Annotated in this window: 20 protein-coding genes and 1 riboswitch; of the genes, 8 read left to right on the top strand and 12 right to left on the bottom strand. The window is 71.8% G+C overall.

What is annotated here, in order from left to right:
* Nucleotide 1: 1 nt before the first annotated feature.
* From WBK31_RS01925 to WBK31_RS01915, 3 genes are read left to right on the top strand one after another with little or no spacing between them, the layout of a single operon-like run.
* The gene (locus tag WBK31_RS01925; RefSeq protein WP_364058489.1) at nucleotides 2-250 is read left to right on the top strand and encodes a hypothetical protein; all 249 of its coding nucleotides are present in this window, start codon (nucleotides 2-4) and stop codon (nucleotides 248-250) included.
* Nucleotides 228-878: a GPP34 family phosphoprotein gene (locus WBK31_RS01920; protein ID WP_364058492.1), complete on the top strand. Its 651-nt coding sequence runs from the start codon at nucleotides 228-230 to the stop codon at nucleotides 876-878. Before WBK31_RS01925 ends, WBK31_RS01920 begins: the two co-directional genes overlap by 23 nt.
* Before the next feature lie 35 nt (nucleotides 879-913).
* Entirely contained in the window at nucleotides 914-2074 is a 1161-nt protein-coding gene (locus tag WBK31_RS01915) for a DUF418 domain-containing protein (RefSeq protein ID WP_364058495.1), read from the top strand.
* Nucleotides 2075-2084: 10 nt separating this feature from the next.
* On the opposite strand, the gene WBK31_RS01910 is transcribed toward WBK31_RS01915, so the two are convergent.
* Nucleotides 2085-2765 (bottom strand): response regulator transcription factor, encoded by a 681-nt coding sequence (locus WBK31_RS01910; RefSeq protein ID WP_364058498.1) that lies wholly within the window; start codon nucleotides 2763-2765, stop codon nucleotides 2085-2087.
* Nucleotides 2758-4509 carry a sensor histidine kinase gene (locus tag WBK31_RS01905; RefSeq protein WP_406674234.1) on the bottom strand — a complete coding sequence of 584 codons (1752 nt, stop codon included), beginning with the start codon at nucleotides 4507-4509 and terminating at the stop codon, nucleotides 2758-2760. Before WBK31_RS01905 ends, WBK31_RS01910 begins: the two co-directional genes overlap by 8 nt.
* Before the next feature lie 164 nt (nucleotides 4510-4673).
* Here WBK31_RS01905 and WBK31_RS01900 point away from each other — a divergent pair, with 164 nt between their 5' ends.
* On the top strand, nucleotides 4674-6017 hold the full coding sequence (locus WBK31_RS01900) for a serine hydrolase (RefSeq protein WP_406674233.1): 1344 nt from the start codon (nucleotides 4674-4676) through the stop codon (nucleotides 6015-6017).
* Nucleotides 6018-6204: 187 nt separating this feature from the next.
* Here the strand turns inward: WBK31_RS01900 and WBK31_RS01895 are convergent, their stop codons facing one another.
* The 4 genes from WBK31_RS01895 to WBK31_RS01880 all read right to left on the bottom strand — a co-directional run bounded on the left by WBK31_RS01895 (nucleotide 6205) and on the right by WBK31_RS01880 (nucleotide 9354).
* Nucleotides 6205-6768, bottom strand: coding sequence for a hypothetical protein (locus tag WBK31_RS01895; protein WP_364058507.1), 564 nt, complete (start codon nucleotides 6766-6768; stop codon nucleotides 6205-6207).
* Nucleotides 6769-6841: 73 nt separating this feature from the next.
* Nucleotides 6842-7126: a 4a-hydroxytetrahydrobiopterin dehydratase gene (locus tag WBK31_RS01890; protein WP_364058510.1), complete on the bottom strand. Its 285-nt coding sequence runs from the start codon at nucleotides 7124-7126 to the stop codon at nucleotides 6842-6844.
* A gap of 51 nt (nucleotides 7127-7177) precedes the next feature.
* On the bottom strand, nucleotides 7178-8392 hold the full coding sequence (locus WBK31_RS01885; RefSeq protein ID WP_378784915.1) for an aminotransferase class III-fold pyridoxal phosphate-dependent enzyme: 1215 nt from the start codon (nucleotides 8390-8392) through the stop codon (nucleotides 7178-7180).
* Nucleotides 8393-8421: 29 nt separating this feature from the next.
* A complete protein-coding gene (locus WBK31_RS01880) occupies nucleotides 8422-9354 on the bottom strand; it encodes a carbohydrate kinase family protein (RefSeq protein WP_364058516.1) in 933 nt (310 codons plus the stop codon).
* A 46-nt stretch (nucleotides 9355-9400) separates the two neighbouring features.
* Between WBK31_RS01880 and WBK31_RS01875 the strand changes: the two genes are divergently transcribed.
* A complete protein-coding gene (locus tag WBK31_RS01875) occupies nucleotides 9401-10087 on the top strand; it encodes a TetR/AcrR family transcriptional regulator (RefSeq protein ID WP_364058519.1) in 687 nt (228 codons plus the stop codon).
* 19 nt (nucleotides 10088-10106) lie between these two features.
* Nucleotides 10107-10913: a class II aldolase/adducin family protein gene (locus WBK31_RS01870; protein ID WP_406674232.1), complete on the top strand. Its 807-nt coding sequence runs from the start codon at nucleotides 10107-10109 to the stop codon at nucleotides 10911-10913.
* On the opposite strand, the gene WBK31_RS01865 is transcribed toward WBK31_RS01870, so the two are convergent.
* Nucleotides 10910-12478, bottom strand: coding sequence for a DUF885 domain-containing protein (locus WBK31_RS01865; protein WP_364058525.1), 1569 nt, complete (start codon nucleotides 12476-12478; stop codon nucleotides 10910-10912). The genes WBK31_RS01870 and WBK31_RS01865 overlap by 4 nt on opposite strands.
* A 22-nt stretch (nucleotides 12479-12500) precedes the next feature.
* Here WBK31_RS01865 and WBK31_RS01860 point away from each other — a divergent pair, with 22 nt between their 5' ends.
* On the top strand, nucleotides 12501-13856 hold the full coding sequence (locus WBK31_RS01860; protein WP_364058528.1) for a DUF4032 domain-containing protein: 1356 nt from the start codon (nucleotides 12501-12503) through the stop codon (nucleotides 13854-13856).
* 192 nt (nucleotides 13857-14048) lie between these two features.
* Here the strand turns inward: WBK31_RS01860 and WBK31_RS01855 are convergent, their stop codons facing one another.
* Complete coding sequence (locus tag WBK31_RS01855; RefSeq protein ID WP_364058531.1) at nucleotides 14049-14666, bottom strand: NAD(P)H-binding protein; 618 nt, start codon at nucleotides 14664-14666, stop codon at nucleotides 14049-14051.
* Nucleotides 14667-14720: 54 nt separating this feature from the next.
* Here WBK31_RS01855 and WBK31_RS01850 point away from each other — a divergent pair, with 54 nt between their 5' ends.
* Entirely contained in the window at nucleotides 14721-15089 is a 369-nt protein-coding gene (locus WBK31_RS01850) for a helix-turn-helix domain-containing protein (protein ID WP_364058534.1), read from the top strand.
* 152 nt (nucleotides 15090-15241) lie between these two features.
* Here the strand turns inward: WBK31_RS01850 and WBK31_RS01845 are convergent, their stop codons facing one another.
* The 4 genes from WBK31_RS01845 to WBK31_RS01830 form a co-directional block, all read right to left on the bottom strand.
* Nucleotides 15242-16087 (bottom strand): alpha/beta fold hydrolase, encoded by an 846-nt coding sequence (locus tag WBK31_RS01845; RefSeq protein ID WP_378784922.1) that lies wholly within the window; start codon nucleotides 16085-16087, stop codon nucleotides 15242-15244.
* Nucleotides 16088-16324: 237 nt separating this feature from the next.
* Nucleotides 16325-16924, bottom strand: coding sequence for a hypothetical protein (locus WBK31_RS01840; protein ID WP_378784923.1), 600 nt, complete (start codon nucleotides 16922-16924; stop codon nucleotides 16325-16327).
* Nucleotides 16925-17117: 193 nt separating this feature from the next.
* Nucleotides 17118-17259: riboswitch (cyclic di-AMP (ydaO/yuaA leader) on the bottom strand.
* 168 nt (nucleotides 17260-17427) lie between these two features.
* Nucleotides 17428-17640, bottom strand: a complete 213-nt coding sequence (locus WBK31_RS01835; protein ID WP_364058540.1) for a DUF5302 domain-containing protein — start codon at nucleotides 17638-17640, stop codon at nucleotides 17428-17430.
* 36 nt (nucleotides 17641-17676) lie between these two features.
* Entirely contained in the window at nucleotides 17677-19134 is a 1458-nt protein-coding gene (locus tag WBK31_RS01830; RefSeq protein WP_364058543.1) for an MDR family MFS transporter, read from the bottom strand.
* Between the last annotated feature and the right edge of the window lie 2 nt (nucleotides 19135-19136).

Raw genomic sequence — 19136 nt, 5'->3', positions numbered from 1 at the left:
CGTGGAACGCAAGAAGATCCTGCTCCGGCTCGACCCGGTGGTGCACGACGCGCTCGCCAAGTGGGCCGCCGACGAGCTGCGCAGCACGAACTCCCAGATCGAGTTCCTGTTGCGCAGGGCGCTGGCCGAGGCCGGGCGCCTGCCGGAGGGGGTGGGGCGGATGCGCCCGCGCGGCCGGCCGCGCAAGACACCGGAAGGCGACAGCCGCGACGAGGAGGAACCACCCGATGCAGACGGTGCGGCACCGTGAACCGCTCACCCGCTCGGCCTTCCTGCTGGCCTTCGACCTGCGCAAGGACCGCCTAGTGCAGCGCATGGAGCTGGGTCACCTGCTGCGGGCGGCGGCGCTGGCGGAGCTGCTGCTCCAGGGCTGCCTGACCGACGAGGACGGCAAGGCCAAGGCCGTGCACCCGCCCGAGGGCGCCGGCTCCGGCTCGCTGCCGGCGATCGTCTGGGAACAGATCTCGGCGTCGCCGCCGCGCTCCTGGCGGCGCTGGATCCGCAAGGATCACGCCAAGGCCGTCGAGGTGGTCCGCGACGAGCTGGCCGCCGAGCGCCTGATCCGCGTCGAGCGGCGCCGGGTGCTGCTGTTCCCGGTGGAGCGGATCGTGCCGCGCAAGCCGTATCTCTCCCGGCGGCTCGCCGAGCGGGCCGGCAGGGCCGTGCAGGGCGGCCGGCCGGTCGGGCGCGTGGAGCCGGACATCCGGGTGCTGGCCGCGCTGGCGGTGGCGGCCAGATTGAAGGCGGTCGCCGGTCGCAGGGATCGGGCCGCACGCGACCGCCTCGATCAGCTCGGGCAGCCCGTCGAACCGATCGTCACCGCCCTGCGCAAGGCCATCGACGCGGTCAAGAAATCGGGCCCGTCGGGCGAGGGCTAGCGACCACCGACACGACGACCAACCCAGGGGGACCCATGACCACGTCTCAGCAGGCAGCGGCCACGCCTGCGGGCACCGCCCCGCGGGCTCTGGCCCCCGACCTGGCCAGGGGCGCGATGCTGCTGGCCATCGCCTTCGCGCACGCGCCGCTGTTCGTCGCCGACGTCGCCAAGAGCCCGGCCTGGGCAGGTGCGCTCACCGACGTCTTCCTGTTCCTCTTCGTCAACAACCACGCCAGGCCGCTGTTCGCGTTCCTGTTCGGCTACTCGCTGGTCCAGCTCCTCGATCGGCGGCTCGCGCGGGGCTCCGACTGGGTGAGCGTCCGCAAGCTGCTGCGCCGCCGCGGCTGGTGGCTGGTGGTGTTCGGGCTGGCGCACACGGTGCTGCTCGTCCCCATCGACATCCTGGCCGGTTACGGCGTGACCGCCCTCATCTTCGTCCCCTTGCTGCGCCGCTCCGACAAGGCCGTGCTGTGGGCGGCGGGCCTGGCGATGGTGCCCGCCACGGTGATGTCCACGATCGGCCTGTGGCTGCCGATGTCGCAGGGGCGGCGCACGTACGAGGCGGGCAGCGTGGTCACCGGGCAGGGCGCCTCCTACCTGACCGGGCTCGCCGAACGGGCCGGCTCCTGGCCGTTCGCCCTGGTCGTCGAGCTGCTGATCGTGATCCCCGGCGTGCTGTTCGGCATGTGGGCGGCCCGCCGCCGCTTCCTCGACCAGCCGGAGGCGCACCGCCCGTTCCTGGTGCGCGTGGCCGTGCTCACCACGATCGTGTCGATCGTCGGCTCGCTGCCCGCCGCGCTCATGCACGCCGGCGTGTGGACCGGCGCGCCCGCGGGGGTTCTGTGGATCGCGGTGCTGCTCCAGCCGCTCACCGGCTACGCCGGCGGCATCGGCATGGCGGCGATCGTCGCCCTGGTGGCCACCACGGCGGCGGCCCAGCGGCGCGGCCGGCTCACCACGATGGTCGAGGCGCTCGGCCAGCGGTCGATGACCTTCTACCTCTTCCAGTCGGTCGCGTTCATCCTGATCTTCGCCCCGTTCGGGCTGGGCCTGCAGGACGACTTCGGCCTGGCGGGCGCCACGGTGATCGCGGCGCTCACCTGGGTGCTGTCGCTGGTGCTCGCCGACCTCATGCGGCGGGCCCGGTACCGTGGCCCGTTCGAGAACCTGCTGCGCCGCCTGGCCTACCGCTGAGCGGCGCCCGTCACGGCTGCGGTCCGAGGTAGGCCAGGACCGCGGCCACCCTCCTGTGGACGTCGCCGCTGTTCTCCAGGCCGAGCTTGGTGAAGATCGAGTTGACGTTCTTCTCCACCGACGAGATCGACAGGTGCAGGGCGCGGGCGATGGCGGCGTTCGTCCGGCCGTGCGCCATCTCGCGCAGCACGTCGCGTTCCCGCGCGGTCAGCGCCTCCTGCTGGCCGCGCACGTCGCGCCTGGCCAGCAGGCCCTCCACCACCTTGGGGTCGATGACCGAGCCGCCGGCGGCCACCGCCCTGATCGCGCCGAGCAGCTCGTCCAGGTCGCCGACGCGATCCTTGAGCAGGTACGCGTACCCCTCGGTGCCGTGCTTGAACAGCTCGAAGGCGAACAGCGCGTCCGAGAACTGCGACAGCACCACCACGCCCACGTGGGGGTGCGCGGCGCGGATGCGGTGGGCGGCGTCGATGCCCTCGAAGCCCTGCCGCCACTCCCCTCCCGGCATCCTGATGTCGGTGACGACGACGTCGGGGGCGAGCCTGCGTACGGCGTCGAGCAGCTCGTCGGCGTTGCCGACCGCGCCGACGACGCTCACCTCACCCGACAGTTCGAGCAGCCGCCTGGTGCCCTCGCGTACGAGGTAGTGGTCGTCGGCCACCACCGTACGGATCCGCCCATGCTCAGTCATCGACCGGCACCCATGCGTCCATCCGAGTCCCCTTTCCCGGTTCGCTGTCCACGGTCAGGCCGCCGCCGAGCGCGCCGAGGCGGTCGGCGAGCGTGGCGAGCCCTCTGCGGGCCGCCGTACGCGGGTCGAAGCCCGTGCCGTCGTCGGTCACGGTGGCGCGCAGACGGCCGCCGTCCTGCGACAGCCGCACGTCGATGTGGGCGGGCGCGGCGTGTTTGAGCGCGTTCGTCACGGCCTCGCTGACCGTGAAGTACATGGCGCCCTCGATCTCGTCGGCGAAGCGCCGGGTGCGCAGCGGCGCGGGCGCGCTCACCGTCGTCTTGACGGGCAGGCGCGAGCAGCGCTCCTCCACGGCCTCCACCAGGCCGCCCTGGCTGAGCGTGGACGGGTGGATGCCGGCGGCCAGCTCGCGCAGGTCGTCGAGGGTCTGGCGGGCCTGCTCGCGCAGGTGGGCCAGCATGTCGGGACCCGCGCCCGTGGCCCTGGCGAGTTCGAGCCCGGCGATGAGGGCGACGAGCTGCTGCTGCACGCCGTCGTGGATGTTGCGCTCGATGCGGCGGCGCTCGGCCTCCTGGGCGTTGACCAGGCGGGCGACCAGGCGGGCGTTCTGGATGGCGAGGCCGGCGGGCACGGCCAGCGCTTCGAGCAGGCGGCGGTCGGTGCGGGTGAGCGGGCCGCCGTCCCTGGGGCCGGCGCTGATGCGGCCGAGGTCGCCGGGCACGGGCAGCTCCAGCGCGGGCGGTCGGTCCTCGTCGCCGGCGACCACGCGGGTGCCGTCGGAGAGCGTGACGGCGGCCCAGCGCAGGTCGAGCCCGGCGCGGATGGCGGCGGCGAGCCGGTCGAGCTGCTCGGCGGGCTCGGAGGTGCCGGCGAGCGCGGTGCCGAGGTCGGACAGCACCTCGTCCACGGTCGGCCGCAGGTCGAACACGAGGTGCAGGCGCGAGCCCCTGATGCCGATACGGACGTCGAGCAGCCGGTGCCGGACGATCGCCACGGTGATCGCGGCGGGCAGCGCCCCGAGCACCAGCAGCATCCCGAACGTGAGGATGCCCCAGTCCGGCTCGCGACCGGCGTAGGAGCCGCCCAGGATCACCGTCATCACCGCCGCGCCGGTCAAGGTGGCGGCGGTACCGGCGACCATGCACGCGTACTGGCCGCGCTCGTCCCGTCCGCTGCGCCGCCAGCGCACTACGAGCCCGCAGAACACGACCACCGCCGTGACCATCACGACGAGCTGCCCGATCCCCGAGGCGAGCGCGCCGATGAGCCCGCGCACCCCCATCGGGCCGGTGAACGGCCGGTAGGGGGTCACCCACATCAGCAGGGAGCCGATGGTGTGCAGGGCGAGCGCGACGGCGGCGATCCACGCCACCGGCCGCCAGCGGGGCGACGGCAGCCGCCCGTCGGGGAACAGCAGCGGCACGAAGATCCAGGTCAGGCCGTAGAAGGGAGCGAAGAGGACCGACAGCGGGACGACGATCGGCTCGGGGGCGCCGCGCGCGGACAGCCCGACGCCGAGCGTGCCGAGACCGAACGTCAGCGCGGCGGCCAGCAGCAGCGGGCCGTAGCGCAGCTCGGGCCTGCGTACGGTCAGCAGCCAGCCCAGCGCGGGCGTGGGCAGGGAGAGCACGACGAACGCCCACTGCGTCGCCGGGGCGGGCAGCCCGCTCTCCAGGAGAGCGCCCGCGGTGGCGCTCGCGGCCGCGGTCAACGCCACCGGCCCGGCCAGCGGCCTGGAACTCATAGGCCCCCATCGTGACGAGCGTGCGGTCGGGCGTCTATGAGGTTATCCGCATATTTCGTACGGCCGTCCGCACCTGCGAGAACGGCGGCTCACACGGTGGCCCCAGGCAGCGTGCGCGCGATCGACTGGAGGCCACGCAGTCGATCCTGTGAGGAGCCTCGACCATGATCACCCCATCGAAGCCCGCCCGGTTCCTGGCCGCCGCGACGATCGCGGTGACGGCCGGGGTTGCGGCCGGAGTGCCCGTGCACGCCGAGACCATCCGATCCGGCGTCACCGCCGTGGCCGCTCCGGAGATTCCGGACACGCCGGCGGGGCGGCAGCTCGGCTGGGTCCTGCAGGCGGTGTCCCGCGCGCCGCTGCCCGAGCGGGAGCTGCGCGCGCACTTCGCCGCCGGGTTCCTCGGAGACTTCCCGCCCGCGTCGATCAACCAGGCCTTCGCCGAGTACGAGGGCATCACGCTCGAACGGGTGACGGTCTCCCAGGAGCGGCAGCTCGTGGCCCGCGTGCTGCTCGGCCGTACCCCGATCGAGCTGATCGTCGCCGTGGACGGCGCCGGCTTGATCGACGGGCTGCTGTTCCGCGCGCCTGAGGCGCGGAGCTGGCGCGAGGTGGACGAACGGCTGCGCGCGATCGCGCCGCAGACGAGCTTCCTGGCCGCCGAGCTGACCGCCGGAGGCGAGTGCCGCCCCGTGCGCGCGATCGCCGCGGGCAAGCGCCGCCCGCTCGGTTCCATGATCAAGCTGTACGTGCTCGGCACGATCCACCAGCAGATCAAGAGCGGCGCGTACGGCTGGGACACCGAGCTGACGATCGAGGACGAGCTGAAGAGCCTGCCCGGCGGCGAGCTGTACGACCGCCCGGACGGCAGCAAGGTCACCGTGCTCGAAGCCGCCAAGCTGATGATCTCGATCAGCGACAACACGGCCACCGACCTGCTGATCCACAAAGCGGGCCGCGAAGCGGTCGAGCGGACGATGCGCGCCTGGGGCGTGCACGACAAGCGCAACGTGCCGCTGCTGACGACGCGGGACCTGTTCGTGCTCAAGGGCGTGAAGTATCCGCGCCTGGCGAAGAAGTACCTCTCGCTGAGCGACCGCGCCCAGCGCGCCTACCTGAAGAAGGTGGTGGCCGGGCAGACGCCGGCGGACTTCAAGCTCTACACCGAGCCCCGCGAGCTGGACACGCTGGAGTGGTTCGCCACGCCGCGCGACATCTGCCGCGCCTACACCGAACTGCTCAAGCTGGACGACGGGCACATCGGGCAGGTTCTGTCGATCAATGACGGCGGTATCGGGCTGGACAGGGCGAAATGGCCGACGGTGTGGTTCAAGGGCGGCTCGGAGCCCGGCCTGTCGGACGTGGGCTATCTCGCGCGTACGGCAGGTGGCAGGACGTACGTGGTGACCGCGATGGCCGTGGACCACAAGACCCCGCTCGGCAACGTGGCAACGCTGGAGCAGGTCGCGCTGGCCCGCAGCGCCTTCACCCTCGCGGACGGCTCGTGACAGGTCGCGCCGGCCCGCACCGCCTTCACCTGCGCGGGCGACTCGTGACGGCGAGCGCGGACGGCTCGTGACCGCGAGCGCGGACGGCTCGTGACCGCGAGCGCGGACGGCTCGTGACCGCGAGCGCGGACGGCTCGTGACCGCGAACGCGGCGCGCCGGAGCAGGCGCGCCCCACCTGCTGCGGCGTCAGTCCTGTTCGAGCGTGAGGCAGGCCACGCGGTCACCGGCGGTGCCGACCTTGGGGCCCGACTTCACGGTGGCCTTGGAGTGGATGACCAGCGAGCCGGGCAGCTTGGCGGCATCGAGGTTCCACGCGTTGCGCGAGCTGGAGGTGCCCTTGCCCTCGCTGTCGGTGGTGAAGTCGAGCCAGACCTCGCTCACCGGGTCGATCTTCCCGGGCTGGTGCTGGTAGTGCGGGCCGGAGTCGTCGGGCTTCGTGCCGCACGGCTTGGTGTGCAGGTGGGCGCCGTACGCGCGGTCGGGCAGCAGGCCCTCGACCGTGAGCGAGGTGCGGGTCTCGCCGCCGGACGACTCGACGGTGACGCTGGCCTGCGCCCCCTCGGGTGCGAGCTTGCGGTCGTAGGCGATGGCCGCGGTGTCGTCGGTGGTGAACTCGCCCGCCGCGCTCAGGTTGATCGTGTCGTCGGGCGCGGTCTTGGCGTTCTGGACCGGCGCGGACGGCCCCGCGCAGGCCGTCGCCGAGGCCGCCAGGATGAGCAGGAACGCGGGCACGCGCATGAGACCCCCCATGATCCGAGCCCTTCCGGCATACGGGCTCCGAGAGGGCACCCACTCTAACGAGTGACGGACCCGTCACGCTGGGTTATTGGTCCACCGCGCCATGTTTTGCCACGATCTCGTCAATCACAGCAGCGAGCGTGACGTCCTTGCCGGTCAGGCGGCCCGCAGAGTGGGTGGTGAGCGCGAAGTGCAGCGTGCGCCAGCGGATGTCGATGTCGGGGTGGTGGTCGAGCTCCTCGGCCTTGACCGCGATCTCGTCCACGATGCGGATCGCGGCCGGGAAGTCGGGCGCGGTGACAGAGCGCTTGATCACCTCGCCCTCGCGCCGCCAGGCCGGCACGGAGGCGAGCTTGCCGTCGATGTCCATGGCACCACCGTACGGCGACGCCCCCGGGCCGGCCGGGAAGCGCCGCCGGTCTCAGCCGAAGTGGGCCTTGGTCTCCGCGAACGCCTGGTCGGTGCCTTCGAGCGCCTTCGCCACGTCCTCCTCGGTGTGGGCGGCCGACATGAACCAGTTGTGCCAGGGGTGGAGGTAGACGCCGTGCCGCAGGCAGGCGTCGGTCCAGTACATGGCCACCGACAGGTCGGCGTCGCCGTCGAAGCTCAGCCACGGGATCGTGACCGGGCCGGTCTGGTTGATGGTGAACCCGTAGGACTTGGCCTGGGCGTACAGGCCCTCCCTGAGCTGGGTGCCGGCCCGCTCCATGGCGGCGATGCCGTCGGTGTCGCGCAGGGTCTCGATCGTGGCCTTGGCCGCGGCCATCGCCACCGCCGAGAACCAGAACGAGCCGGTCGAGTAGAGCTGCTGCGCGGCGCCGCGCAGCGCGTCGGTGCCGGTGACGGCGGCGATCGGGTAGCCGTTGGCCATCGCCTTCGACCAGGCGGTCAGGTCGGGACGCACGCCGTACGGCTCCCACGAACCGCGCAGGTCGATGCGGAACCCGGCGCGCACGTCGTCGATCACCAGCGCCGCGCCGAGCCGGTCGGCCAGGGCCCGCGCGCCGCGCGCGAACTCGGGCTCGACCAGCTCCTGGTCCTCGAACGAGTCGTGCTTGAACGGCGTGACGATGATCGCGGCCACGTCGCCCTCCACGGTGGCCGCCGCGGCCTCCAGCGACTCCAGCGAGTTGTAGGTGAACTCGACGAGGTCGGCCCGCTCGTTGGGGGTGGTGCCGGCGGGCGACGGCGTGCACCAGGGGTCGGCGCCGTGGTACGCGCCGTGCGCCATCAGCACCTTCGTCCTGCCGGTCGCGGCCCTGGCGACCATGAGGGCCTGGGTGGTGGCGTCGGTGCCGTTCTTGGAGAACATCGCCCAGTCGGCGCTGGGGACGGTGTCCACCAGCAGCTCGGCCAGCTCCACCATGATCGCGCCGGGGCCGTTGAGGCAGTCGCCGAGCCTGGCCTGCCGGGCGGCGGCCTCCTCGACGCGCGGGTGGTGGTGACCCAGCACGACCGGCCCCCAGCTGCACATGAAGTCGATGTACTCGCGGCCGTCCACGTCCCACTGGCGGCAGCCCTGGCCGCGCTCGAAGAACTGCGGGAAGCCGGGTGCGAACAGGGCCGCGTTGAGGTGGCCGTACATGCCGCCCGGGACGACCTTGAGTGCGCGCTGACGAAGCTCTGCGTCGGTCATGGGAGAGGTCCTTGAGGGGGATGGGAGATCTATGAGCGGGCCGGGTCTTGCAGCAGGGCGAGTGTCGAGTCGAGGTCGGTCAGCCCGGCGTCGGAGCCGAGGCCGGTGGCGACGCGGGCGGCCGCCGCGGCGCCCCAGCGGGCGGCGGTCGGCACGTCGCGGTCGTGGAGCAGGCCGGTCAGGAACCCGGCGCAGTACGCGTCACCGCATCCGGTGGTGTCGGCCACCTCCGTCTTGAGCGCGGGCACTCGCTCCTCGCCGTCGGCGGTGACGACGAGACTGCCCGCCTCCCCCTGCGTGACGAGCACGCCGCGGGGGCCGTCCGCGAGCAGCGCCCGCGCGGCGGAGGCGGCGTCGGCCTCGCCGGTCATGAGCAGCGCCTGCGACTCGTTGGGCAGCACGTAGTCCACATGCGGCAGGAACGCCCTGGCCGTCTTCAGCAGGTCGGCCATCTCGGACAGCAGGTCCATCGTGACGATGGTGCCGGCCGCGCGCAGCTCGTCGAGGAGGGCGAAGAAGGCGGGGTCGCCGAGCCCGAACGTGACGTCCATGCCGCCCAGGTGGACGGCCCTGGCGCGGCGCAGCACGGCCACGTCGAGGTCGGCGTAGGTGACGGTGAGGTTGGCGCCGGGCACGTGGAAGCTGGGACGGCCGCCGTCCGGCCTGATCGGCAGGATCGAGGCCGCGGTGCGCTCTCCTGCCCTGCGTACCAGGGCGGAGGTGTCCACCCCGCGCTTGGCCAGCACCATGAGCAGGAAGTCGGCTAATTCGTCGTCGCCGACCGCGCCCATGGTGACCACGTCGTTGCCCAGCTTGACCAGATCGACCGCGGTGCCCGCCGCCGCGCCCGCGGCGGTGATGCGGATCTGGTCGACCAGCACGGTGTCCTGGCCCTCGGGGATGTGATCGACGGGCCTGGCGAGAATGTCGACGATATGGACGCCGACTGTGACGACGGTCATAGTCTAAATAGACAGACGTCCGAATAAAAAGTCAACGGAGGGGCCGATGCCGAAGATCGTCGATCACGACGAGCGCAGGCGTGAGGTCATGTCGGCGGCGCGCCGGGTGATCGTCAGGGACGGCATCGACGCCGCGACCACCCGCGCCATCGCCAAGGAGGCGGGCTACTCGAACGGGGTGCTCGCGCACTACTTCGCCGATAAGGACGAGATCCTGCTCTCCGCGCTGCGGCAGTCGCACGAACGGATCCGCGCCCGGCTCACGGCCAAGGTCGAGAGCGCGCCGACGGCGCTGGCCGCGCTGCGCGAGCTGCTGCTGGACAACCTGCCGCTGGACGCCGACCGCGCCCAGGAGACCCGCCTGGAGGTCAGCTTCTGGAGCCGCAGCCTGGCCGCCGAGCGGCTGGCCGAGGTGCAGCGGGCGGAGGCGGGCGAGCTGCGGGCCGCCGTACGCGAACTGCTCGGCCGCGCCCGCGAGGCCGGCGAGCTGCGCGGGCGCGGCCGCCCGACCGGCGAGACGCCCGGAGACGCCCGCGAGGCCGGCGAGACGCGAGAGGGCCCCGGCACGGTCGGCGAGCCGCGCGGCGACGGCGATCTTGAGGATCTCGACGATCTCGCTGAGGAGCTGCTGGCGCTGGTCGACGGGCTGAGCCTGCACCTGCTGCTCTACCCGGACCGGCTGAGCCGGGAGCGGGCCAGGCGGATCATGCTCGCCGCCGTCGAGCGCCTGTGATGCACTACATTCCCGGCTTATGACCTTTCGCGAGCAATTGTGCGAGTACGGCCGCCGCGCGGTCGAGCTGGGCCTGGTCATCGGCACGTCGGGCAACCTCAGCGTGCGCGACGGCGACCGCATCGCGGTGACCCCCTCGGGCGTCGCGCTCGACAAGCTGACCCCCGAGATGTGCCCGATCGTCGACATGGCGGGCCGGCTCGTCGAAGGCGACCTGCGGCCGTCCAGCGAGACGCCCATGCACCTGGCCGTCTACGAGAGCACGGACGCGCAGGCCGTGGTGCACACGCACTCGGTCTTCGGCACGGTCGTGGCCACGACGATGACCGAGCTGCCGCCCGTGCACTACAACACGCTGCTGCTCGGCGGAGTGGTCAGGGTGGCGCCCTACGCCACGTACGGCACGCCCGAGCTGGCCGAGAACGTGCGCGCCGCCCTGGAGGGCAGGCGGGCCGCCCTGATGGCCAACCACGGCGGGGTGACCATCGGGGCGACGCTGGAGGAGGCGTTCGAGGCCACCCGGGTGCTGGAGTGGCTGTGCGAGGTGTACGTGCGCGCGGCCGGCATCGGCAAGCCCACCGTGCTGACCGACGCGCAGCTCGCCGCCGTGGTCGAGCGCACGCTCAACCCACCGGAGTTCCCCGGGCATGAGGCCGGGCTCGGCAGGAGGACTCCGCGCGGCCTCAGACCGACCCGGCCGGATGGCTCCGCGCGGCCTCAGACCGACCCGGCCGGATGGCTCCGCGCGGCCTCAGACCGACCCGGCAGGAGGACTCCCCCGGCCGGAGCACCGCCTGTGGCCAGGCCGGGCGGGCGCCGTCGCTAGGCCAGCGCGACCTTCTCGGCCAGGCCGAGCGGCAGGCCGCCGGAGCCCGCGATGCGGTCGTGGAACTCCTTCAGCCCGCCGGTGAACGACTCGCGGATGCGGTCGATCTCGATGGCGCCCGTCAGGTAGGAGGGGGCCTGCGTCGGCCAGGCGCAGTAGCGGTTGACCTCGCCCTGCGCGGTGCCGGGCGACAGCGACGCCTTGGTCGACATGAACGTCTCCGCCTCCTCGATCGACATGTCCTCGCAGTGCAGCGCGGTGTCGACGATGATGCGGGCGGCGCGGAAGATCCGGAAGTCGAGGTGCGCGAGCTCGGTGGCCGGGGTGTCGAAGTAGCCGTGCTCGTGCAGCAGCTTCTCGACGTAGAGCGCCCAGCCCTCGACGAAGTACGGCGTCCTGAAGACCTTCCTGACCGTACGCGGGTTCTCCGCGATGTACGACAGGTGCCAGTGGTGGCCCGGGTAGGCCTCGTGCACCGCGATCGACGGCATCTGGGCCCGCGCGTTGGTGCGCAGGCGCTGGCGTACCTGCTCGGGGGTGAAGTCGTCCGGGGTGTAGGGGACGAAGAAGACGCCACGGCGGGAGGCGCTGAGCGGCGGCGGGGCCAGGTAGTGTGCCACGGCCAGCACCGGGCGGTTGTACTCGGCCGACGGCAGCACCAGGCACTCCTCGCCCTCGGCGAAGGTGACCAGGTCGTGCTCGCGGACGAACTCCCTGGCACGGCGCGTCTCGGCCTCGTACTCGGCGCGCATGTCGTCGAGGGTAGGCGCGTGGTCGTCCATGACGACTTCCATGGCGGCCCGCCAGTCACGCGAGCCGTTGACCTTGACCGCCACCTCCTGCATGCGGGCGTCCAGCTCGGCCCAGGCGGCCTTGCCCTTCTCGTGCAGCTCGGCGGCGCCGTAGCCGAGCATCTCGCGCTCGCGCAGCAGCGTGGAGTAGAGCCGCTCCCCCATCCGCCAGGTGCCGCCGCACTCGAAGCCCTCGAGGAAGGTGACGATGTCGTCGAAGGCCTGCGCGGCGGGCTCGGCGGCCTCGGCCAGCTTGGCGCGCAGCTCAGGGTCCTCGACCATCGACGGGATGGTGCGGGTGAGGAAGTTGCGTCCCGTACGCGCCTGGCCGAGCCCGCGCTTGACCAGCAGCGGGGCGGCCAGGTCCGGGTCCAGGTTGGCGCGGCAGGCGGCCAGCACGCCGGGCACCTCGGCCAGACGGGATATCGCGGCGCTCACCAGCTCCGGCTCGGGCTTGAGCCGGTTCTGGAAGGGGTTGTACATGGCCGTGAAGATCGAGCCGAGGTAGACGCTCGGGTCGCGGCGCCACACCGGCCAGGACGCCATGGCGATGTTGCCTCTTAGCTGCGATACGACGAGATCTCTGTCGATCGCGTCGTCCAGCGTGGGCGCTTCGGCCTTCGACAGCCGCTCCAGCCAGCGGACCTGCTCGCGCTCGCGGTTCTGCCAGGCCTCCGCGGTGAAGTCGCCGAGCGTGTGATCGTAGCCATCGGCCCCCAGCATGGCGGCGATGACCGGACGGTCGGAAAAGTACCACTTGAGAAACTCGTCCACCGACGCACAATATCCTGAGGAAATGCCCCTCCAGATCACTGGCGCGCTAGGTGACCCTGACCTGATCCGCCTCCCCTGGGAACTTCCGCTGCAGGACTGGCCGCAGCACCACCTGGTCGATCTGCCGCGCGGCATCTCGCGGCACGTGGTCCGCTTCGCGCGGCTCTCCGGCAAGGTGTACGCGATCAAGGAGATCAGCGAGCGGTACGCCAAGCGCGAATACCAGCTCCTATGGGACCTCGCCAGGCTGGACGCGCCCGCCGTCGAGCCCGTCGCGTACGTCACCGGCCGCGAGAACGGCCTCGACGCCGCGCTCATCACCCGGCACCTGCAGTTCTCGCTGCCCTACCGCGCCGTCATGTCGGGCACCCTGCGCCCCGACACGCTCACCCGCCTGCTCGACGCGCTGGTCGTGCTGCTGGTGCGGCTGCATCTCAACGGCTTCTACTGGGGCGACTGCTCGCTGTCGAACACCCTCTTCAGGAGGGACGCGGGCGCGTTCGCGGCGTACCTGGTGGACGCCGAGACCGGCGAGATGCACCCGATGATCAGCGAGGGGCAGCGGCTCGGCGACATCGACACCGCGCACACGAACATCTTCGGCGAGATGCTCGACCTGGAGGCCGGCGGGCTGCTGCACCCGTCGATCGACCCCATGGAGACCGCCGACGACATCGTCACCCGCTACCACCGCCTCTGGAACGAGCTCAACGAGAGCGAGATCATCGAGGAGGTCGACTGGCACCGCGTCGAGCAGCGCATCCGGCGGCTCAACCTGCTGGGCTTCGACGTCGCCGAGATGATGGTGCGGCGCAAGGTCGGCACCGGACGGCTCATCGTCCGTCCCAAGGTCGTGGACGCCGGACACCACCAGCGGCGGCTGCTCAGGCTGACCGGGCTCGACGTCGAGGAGAACCAGGCCAGGCGGCTGCTCAACGACCTCGACGGCTTCCGCGTCGCCAAGGGGCTGCGCCACGAGGACGAGGCCATCGTGGCGCACCGGTGGCTGGCCGAGGTGTTCCAGCCGACGGTCGAAGCCATCCCGGTGGAGCTGCGCGGCAAGCTGGAGCCCGCGCAGATCTTCCACGAGATCCTCGACCACCGGTGGTACCTGTCGGAGCAGGAGGGCGCCGACGTCGGGCTCGCCAAGGCGGTGGAGTCGTACGTGGAGAACGTCCTCGTGCACAAGCCCGACGAGCAGGCGCTGCTGCCGGACGACGCCGGAGCGCCCGGTGCGACCGGAGCGCTCGACCCCCTCGACGCCACCGATGCGCCCGACACGCCCGACGCCACCGATGCGCCGGACGCGGCCGACACGCCTCACACCGCCGATGCGCCCGACACGGCAGAAGCACCCGACGCATCGGCCGGCAAGTAACCACGAGCCCCGCCGCCGACCGGCCGACCGGCGCGCATGCGAGGTCCGCACTGACCGGCGGCGCGGGCGCAGGGCGCGGCGCGGTCCGGCCGGCGGCACGGGCGCAGGGCGCGCCGCGGTCCGATCGGCGGCACGGGCGCAGGGCGCGCCGCGGTCCGGCCGGTGGCGCGGGCGTGGGCGCGTGGGGCGGGGTCAGTAGGCGACGCCGATGCGCTTGCGCACGTTCTCGTTCTTCTCCAGCTCGTCGGCCACCGCGACCGCGTAGTCCTCGGCGCTGATGAAGCTGCGGCCCTGCTCGTCGCTGAGCAGCGTGTCGCCGCCGACCCTGAACACCCCGGTGCGCTCCCCCGGCGCGATCTCCGCGGCCGGGGAGACGAACGTCCAGTCAAGGTCGTCGATCCCACGGTAGAGGCGCAGCAGGGCGCGCCCGGCCAGCGCCTCCTTCTTGTAGATCTCGGGGAACTCGGGCGTGTCCACCAGGTCCTGGCCCGGAGCGACCTGGAGGCTGCCCGCGCCGCCCACGACGATCAGCCTGCGCACCCCCGCGGTGCGCAGGCCCTCGATGAGCGCCTTGTTGGCCTCCAGGAACGGCCCCTCGGGCTCGGTGCCGTCGCGCGGCGGCGCGATGGCGGTGACCACGGCGTCGTGGCCGGGAGCCAGGCTCGCGGCGTCGTGGATGTCGCCCTTGATGTCACCCTCGGCGGTGCCGCCGCGGCGGCTGACACCGGTCACCTCGTGGCCACGGTTGCGGAGCTCGGCGGCGATGCGCTGACCGATCATGCCGGTCGAGCCAAAGACCAGGATCTTCATGCCGCCAAGAGTATGCATCAGATACTGGTTACTTCATCGTGCTATAAGTACCTCGTGGATACTAAAGGCGACGTCTTCGACCCGAACTGCCCGACCAGGGTGGTTCTCGACCGGATCGGCGACAAGTGGTCGGCCTTGGTGCTGCTCTGTCTCGTCTCGGGGCCGATGCGGTTCACGCAGCTCAGGGAGCGGATCGGCGGTGTCACGCCCAAGGTGCTGACGCAGACGTTGCGTGCGATGGAGCAGGACGGGCTGCTGACCCGCCAGGTGTTCGCGGAGGTGCCGCCGCGCGTGGAGTACACGCTGACCGACCTCGGGCGCTCGCTGCACGGGCCGATCTCGGTGGTGGCGGATTGGGCGGAGCGCAACGTCAACGAGATCATGCGCTGCCGCGAGAAGTACGCGTCGAGCACCGGCAAGTGAAGCCTCAGGGCGACGCGGGCAGGCGTGGAGCGGCGAGTGACGCGGGTGAGCTTGAAACGGCGGCACGGCCGGGCGGGGAGCGGCGGGCGGCGCGGGCAGGCGGGGAGCGGCCGGCGGCCCGGGGCGCAGGGTTGCGGGCCGCCGGCCGGTGGTCAGGCCGAGGTCAGCTTGGTGATCTCGGCGACGATGCCGGGCCAGAGGGCCTTCGGCAGGTCGTGCCCCATCCCCGGGTACGTCACCAGCCGCGCCCCCGGCACCGCCTCCGCCGTGGCGCGGCCGCCGGCCACCGGGATCAGCGGGTCGGCCTCGCCGTGGATCACCAGCGTGGGGACGCGGACGTTCGCCAGCGCCTCCGTACGGTCGCCCGACGCCCTGATCGCCGCGAACTGCCGGGCCGTGCCCGCGGGGTCGAAGCAGCGGTCGTAGGCCAGCCCGGCCCGCTCCCTGACGGCCTCTTCGTCCATCTCGTAGCCCGGCGAGCCGATCGTCGACCAGGTCGCCACCGACTGGTCGATCACCCCGGCGCGGTCCTTCGGCGGCGGGGTGATCAGCGCCGTGATCGCCTCGGGGGTGGGCGGGGCGACGTCGGGTCCCGGCGTGGACATGATCGAGGTGAGCGTCCGCACCCGCTCGGGGTGCCTGATCGCCAGCGTCTGGGCGATCATGCCGCCCATCGAGGCGCCCACGACGTGCGCGGACGGCCAGCCGATGGCGTCCATGAGCGCGGCGGTGTCGTCGGCCATGTCCTCCAGCCGGTACGGCGCGGGCTCCCCCGGCCGGGGCACGCCCGCGTCGTGGAAGTGCGTGGACAGGCCCACGTCGCGGTTGTCGAACCGTACGACGTGGTGTCCCTGCTCCGCGAGGAGCCGGCAGAGCCCTTCGTCCCACTGGATGAGCTGGGCGCCGAGCCCCATGATCAGGAGGAGCGGCCGCCCTGTGGGTGAGCCGAAGCTGTCGTAGGCGATCTCAATGCCGTTTGCGGCTACACGGGTCGTCACGCCGATCAGAATGTCATTCTGGTTGCGGTCCGTAAAGCGGGCATTCGTCCGCCAATAGCGCGCGAAACGCGCGCAGCACGCCGGCGAGCCGCCATGACAGGCCCGCGCCGGATCCGTTGCCGCGAATCGCCGCGCCGGCGCGCGGAGGGGAAGGCACGCCGGCGCGGCGATCGCGCACATCCGCGACGCCGCACGGGGACGGGGACGTGCGCGTCAGCGGACGGCGTGGACGCCGGGTCAGCGCGCGGCGGGTACCGAGCGGCCGCCGGCCTGCTGGTCCTGCTCGTCCTGTTCGGGCGGGGGCGCGGGGTTCCTGTCGCGCCTGGACCAGGCGCCGGTCGAGAACGGCACCGGGTGGTTCTTCTTGCCCACGCCGGGGCCCCACTTGGTGATGACGTACTCGACCTTGATGTGGCCCTGGCCGCCGATGCCGTCGACGTGCAGCGTGTTCGGGTTGAACGTGCCGCCGGTCAGCTCGGCGAACGTCTTGGCGTCGAGGTCGAGCATGATGCCGCGATTGGAGGGCTCGCCGGGACCACGGTCGCCGACGAAGAAGGGCGCCTTCTTGCCCTTGTAGACCACGTATCCCTCGGTCATCAGCGGCCAGCTCGGGCTGGCCGCAAGACCCTTCTGCATGGGCTTGCCGCTGGCCGGCAGCCCCGTGTCACCGGCCCGGCCGGAGCCGTCGTCCCAGAAGTAGGACGCCGTGGTCGAGCCCTTGAGCAGGATCTTTTCGTCTTTGGTGTCGGCATGGGCCGCCGTGCCGGCGATGGTCATGCCGACCGCGCAGCAGGCGGTCAGCGAGGCGAGGGAACGCAGGCCAAAACGGGCAGACATGAAGCAGCTAACCCTTCACGAGGGGACAGGGGGAGTTACGCCGGGCTCTCGGGGGAAATGGGCGCAGCGGGGCAGAGCACCCGCGCGCTACGCGCGGCGCAAATGATGAGCCTGGGGAAGGGGGCCGCTCAGCAGGCGGCCGTCAACACGAAGCGGTCCGCGAGTACGACACGCTGGTGACACATGTGATACGCAATCCTCTCCATCACGCCTACCGGGTTAGCTGACGGGTTCGGGCGGTGGAGTTGCCCTACCGGCCACGGGGGCCGGATTCACCCCAAGGGGAGGGTGGTTCCCCGGTTCCCGAAAGGTTCGGGATTCGGCGCCAGCCGGTCGTCCGTCTTGGGTAAGGACTAGGTCACCGGCTGGTAATGGCGAACACTCTAACGACGGGATCGGACACCCGCAAACGTTTCACCACGAATCGGACAAAAGATCTACCTTCGGCGGGAATGAAATGCGAAAGGGGCACGGCATGCCGTGCCCCTTGGGATTTCGCTTTCTCAGCCGCCGCTCTTACGCCTGAACGATCTCTTGCTGGCGGCCGGACCGTGCGTCCCGTGAATCTTCGATGGATCGAAGCCCCTGCCACCCGCGCCTGAGCCCGCCTGCTGATTGCGCTTGCGTTCGAGCGCCTCGCGGAACTTGCGCTTCATCTCGTCCTCGGGAGTCTCGCTGACTTCCGGCTCCGGTGTATCCGCCATGAGGACCTCCATGGTGTTGGGGATACTGACAGCTTCGCATGGTGCCGTTCATGACGCGAAACCGGCCTCCACCGCGCTCTCCTGCGGCCGGGCAGGCGCTCCCGGGCGGGTGAGCCGCCGGTCCGGCAGGGCGGCCAGCGCGACCAGTGCGATCACCGCGCCCGTCACGCCGAGTGACGGCACGACCAGTGCGGCGGCGGAGGCGTGCGCGGCGGCCTCGCCCGCCACGGGTACGCTCGCGGCGAACTCCGCCGAATACAGCGTGCCGCCGATGGCCAGCGCCACCGAGCCGCCGATCTGCCGGAAGAAGGTCAGGTTCGCCGAGGCGGTACCGAGGTGCCGCGGCTCCACCGACTGCTGCGCGGCCACCGTCAGCCCGGACAGCATCGGCCCCATGCCGAGCCCCAGAGGCAGCATCCACAGGGCGACCGCCACGCCCGCGCTGTCCACGGAGAGGTTGAGGCACAGCAGCGCGCCCGCGGCCAGCAGGAACGGCGAGACCAGCAGCCACGGCTTGTACCGGCCGCTCTTCGACATCAGCGCGCCCATGAGCACGCTGCCCGCGGCCATGCCCAGCGTCAGCGGGTAGATGCGCAGGCCCGAGGCGGTGGCGCTGGCGCCTAGCGCCTCCTGGAAGTAACGGGGCAGGAAGACGACGCCCGCGTACATGGAGAAGGCCGTGACGAACGAGGTGAGGTTGACCAGCGTGTACGAGCGGTTGGCGAACAGCTCCAGCGGCATGATGGGGCTCGCCGCCCGCCGCTCGACCGCCACGAAGACGGCCAGCAGCGCGAGCGCCAGCAGGATCGGCCCGGCCACGGCGGCGTCGGTCCAGGTGTGGCCGTCCAGCCCCTTCTCGGTCAGGCCCAGCAGCAGCGAGGTGACCGCCAGGGTGAAGACCGCGATGCCGGCGTAGTCGGGCCGGCCGCCGCCGGTGCCCGGCCGGTACGGCAGCCGCAGCACGATGATCGCCACCAGCACGACGCCGATCGGCACGTTCACGTAGAAGGCCCAGCGCCAGCTCGCCTGGTCGGTGAAGATCCCGCCGAGGAACGGCCCCGCCAGGTACGTCAGCCCCATCACGGCGCCGATGGCCCCCTGGACGCGGGCGCCGCCGGACGCGGGCGGGAACATCTCCATCACCAGCGCCAGGGACAGCGGCATCAGCGCTCCCGCGCCGAGCCCCTGGAGCGCGCGGAAGACGATGAGCTGCGTCATGTCCTGCGCGGCCCCGCACAGCGCCGAACCGATCAGGAACACCACCATGCCGGTCAGCAGCAGCGGCTTCCTGCCGTGCTGGTCCGACAGCCTGCCGTACAGCGGCACGGTGACCGTGGAGGTCAGCAGGTAGGCGGTCACCGCCCACGTGTAGAGCGTGCCGCCGCCCAGCTCGGCCACGATGCGCGGCAGCGCCGTACCCACGATCGTCTGGTCCAGCATCGCCAGGAACATGCCGCCGAGGACGGCGAACAGGAGGATGCCGTCACCCTTTTTGTCATTGCTCACAT

The sequence above is a fragment of the Nonomuraea sp. N2-4H genome (genome assembly GCF_045291505.1).
In the GTDB taxonomy this organism is placed as follows: Bacteria; Actinomycetota; Actinomycetes; order Streptosporangiales; family Streptosporangiaceae; genus Nonomuraea; species Nonomuraea fastidiosa.
This window is presented reverse-complemented; position numbering and strand designations above follow the sequence as displayed.

Bases quoted from the DNA above. Each gene is read 5' to 3' on its own strand.
- WBK31_RS01920 (WP_364058492.1), top strand. From the start codon at position 228: ATGCAGACGGTGCGGCACCGTGAACCGCTCACCCGCTCGGCCTTCCTG.
- WBK31_RS01915 (WP_364058495.1), top strand. From the start codon at position 914: ATGACCACGTCTCAGCAGGCAGCGGCCACGCCTGCGGGCACCGCCCCG.
- WBK31_RS01910 (WP_364058498.1), bottom strand. From the start codon at position 2,765: ATGACTGAGCATGGGCGGATCCGTACGGTGGTGGCCGACGACCACTAC.
- WBK31_RS01905 (WP_406674234.1), bottom strand. From the start codon at position 4,509: ATGAGTTCCAGGCCGCTGGCCGGGCCGGTGGCGTTGACCGCGGCCGCG.
- WBK31_RS01900 (WP_406674233.1), top strand. From the start codon at position 4,674: ATGATCACCCCATCGAAGCCCGCCCGGTTCCTGGCCGCCGCGACGATC.
- WBK31_RS01895 (WP_364058507.1), bottom strand. From the start codon at position 6,768: ATGGGGGGTCTCATGCGCGTGCCCGCGTTCCTGCTCATCCTGGCGGCC.
- WBK31_RS01890 (WP_364058510.1), bottom strand. From the start codon at position 7,126: ATGGACATCGACGGCAAGCTCGCCTCCGTGCCGGCCTGGCGGCGCGAG.
- WBK31_RS01885 (WP_378784915.1), bottom strand. From the start codon at position 8,392: ATGACCGACGCAGAGCTTCGTCAGCGCGCACTCAAGGTCGTCCCGGGC.
- WBK31_RS01880 (WP_364058516.1), bottom strand. From the start codon at position 9,354: ATGACCGTCGTCACAGTCGGCGTCCATATCGTCGACATTCTCGCCAGG.
- WBK31_RS01875 (WP_364058519.1), top strand. From the start codon at position 9,401: ATGCCGAAGATCGTCGATCACGACGAGCGCAGGCGTGAGGTCATGTCG.
- WBK31_RS01870 (WP_406674232.1), top strand. From the start codon at position 10,107: ATGACCTTTCGCGAGCAATTGTGCGAGTACGGCCGCCGCGCGGTCGAG.
- WBK31_RS01860 (WP_364058528.1), top strand. From the start codon at position 12,501: ATGCCCCTCCAGATCACTGGCGCGCTAGGTGACCCTGACCTGATCCGC.
- WBK31_RS01855 (WP_364058531.1), bottom strand. From the start codon at position 14,666: ATGAAGATCCTGGTCTTTGGCTCGACCGGCATGATCGGTCAGCGCATC.
- WBK31_RS01840 (WP_378784923.1), bottom strand. From the start codon at position 16,924: ATGTCTGCCCGTTTTGGCCTGCGTTCCCTCGCCTCGCTGACCGCCTGC.
- WBK31_RS01835 (WP_364058540.1), bottom strand. From the start codon at position 17,640: ATGGAGGTCCTCATGGCGGATACACCGGAGCCGGAAGTCAGCGAGACT.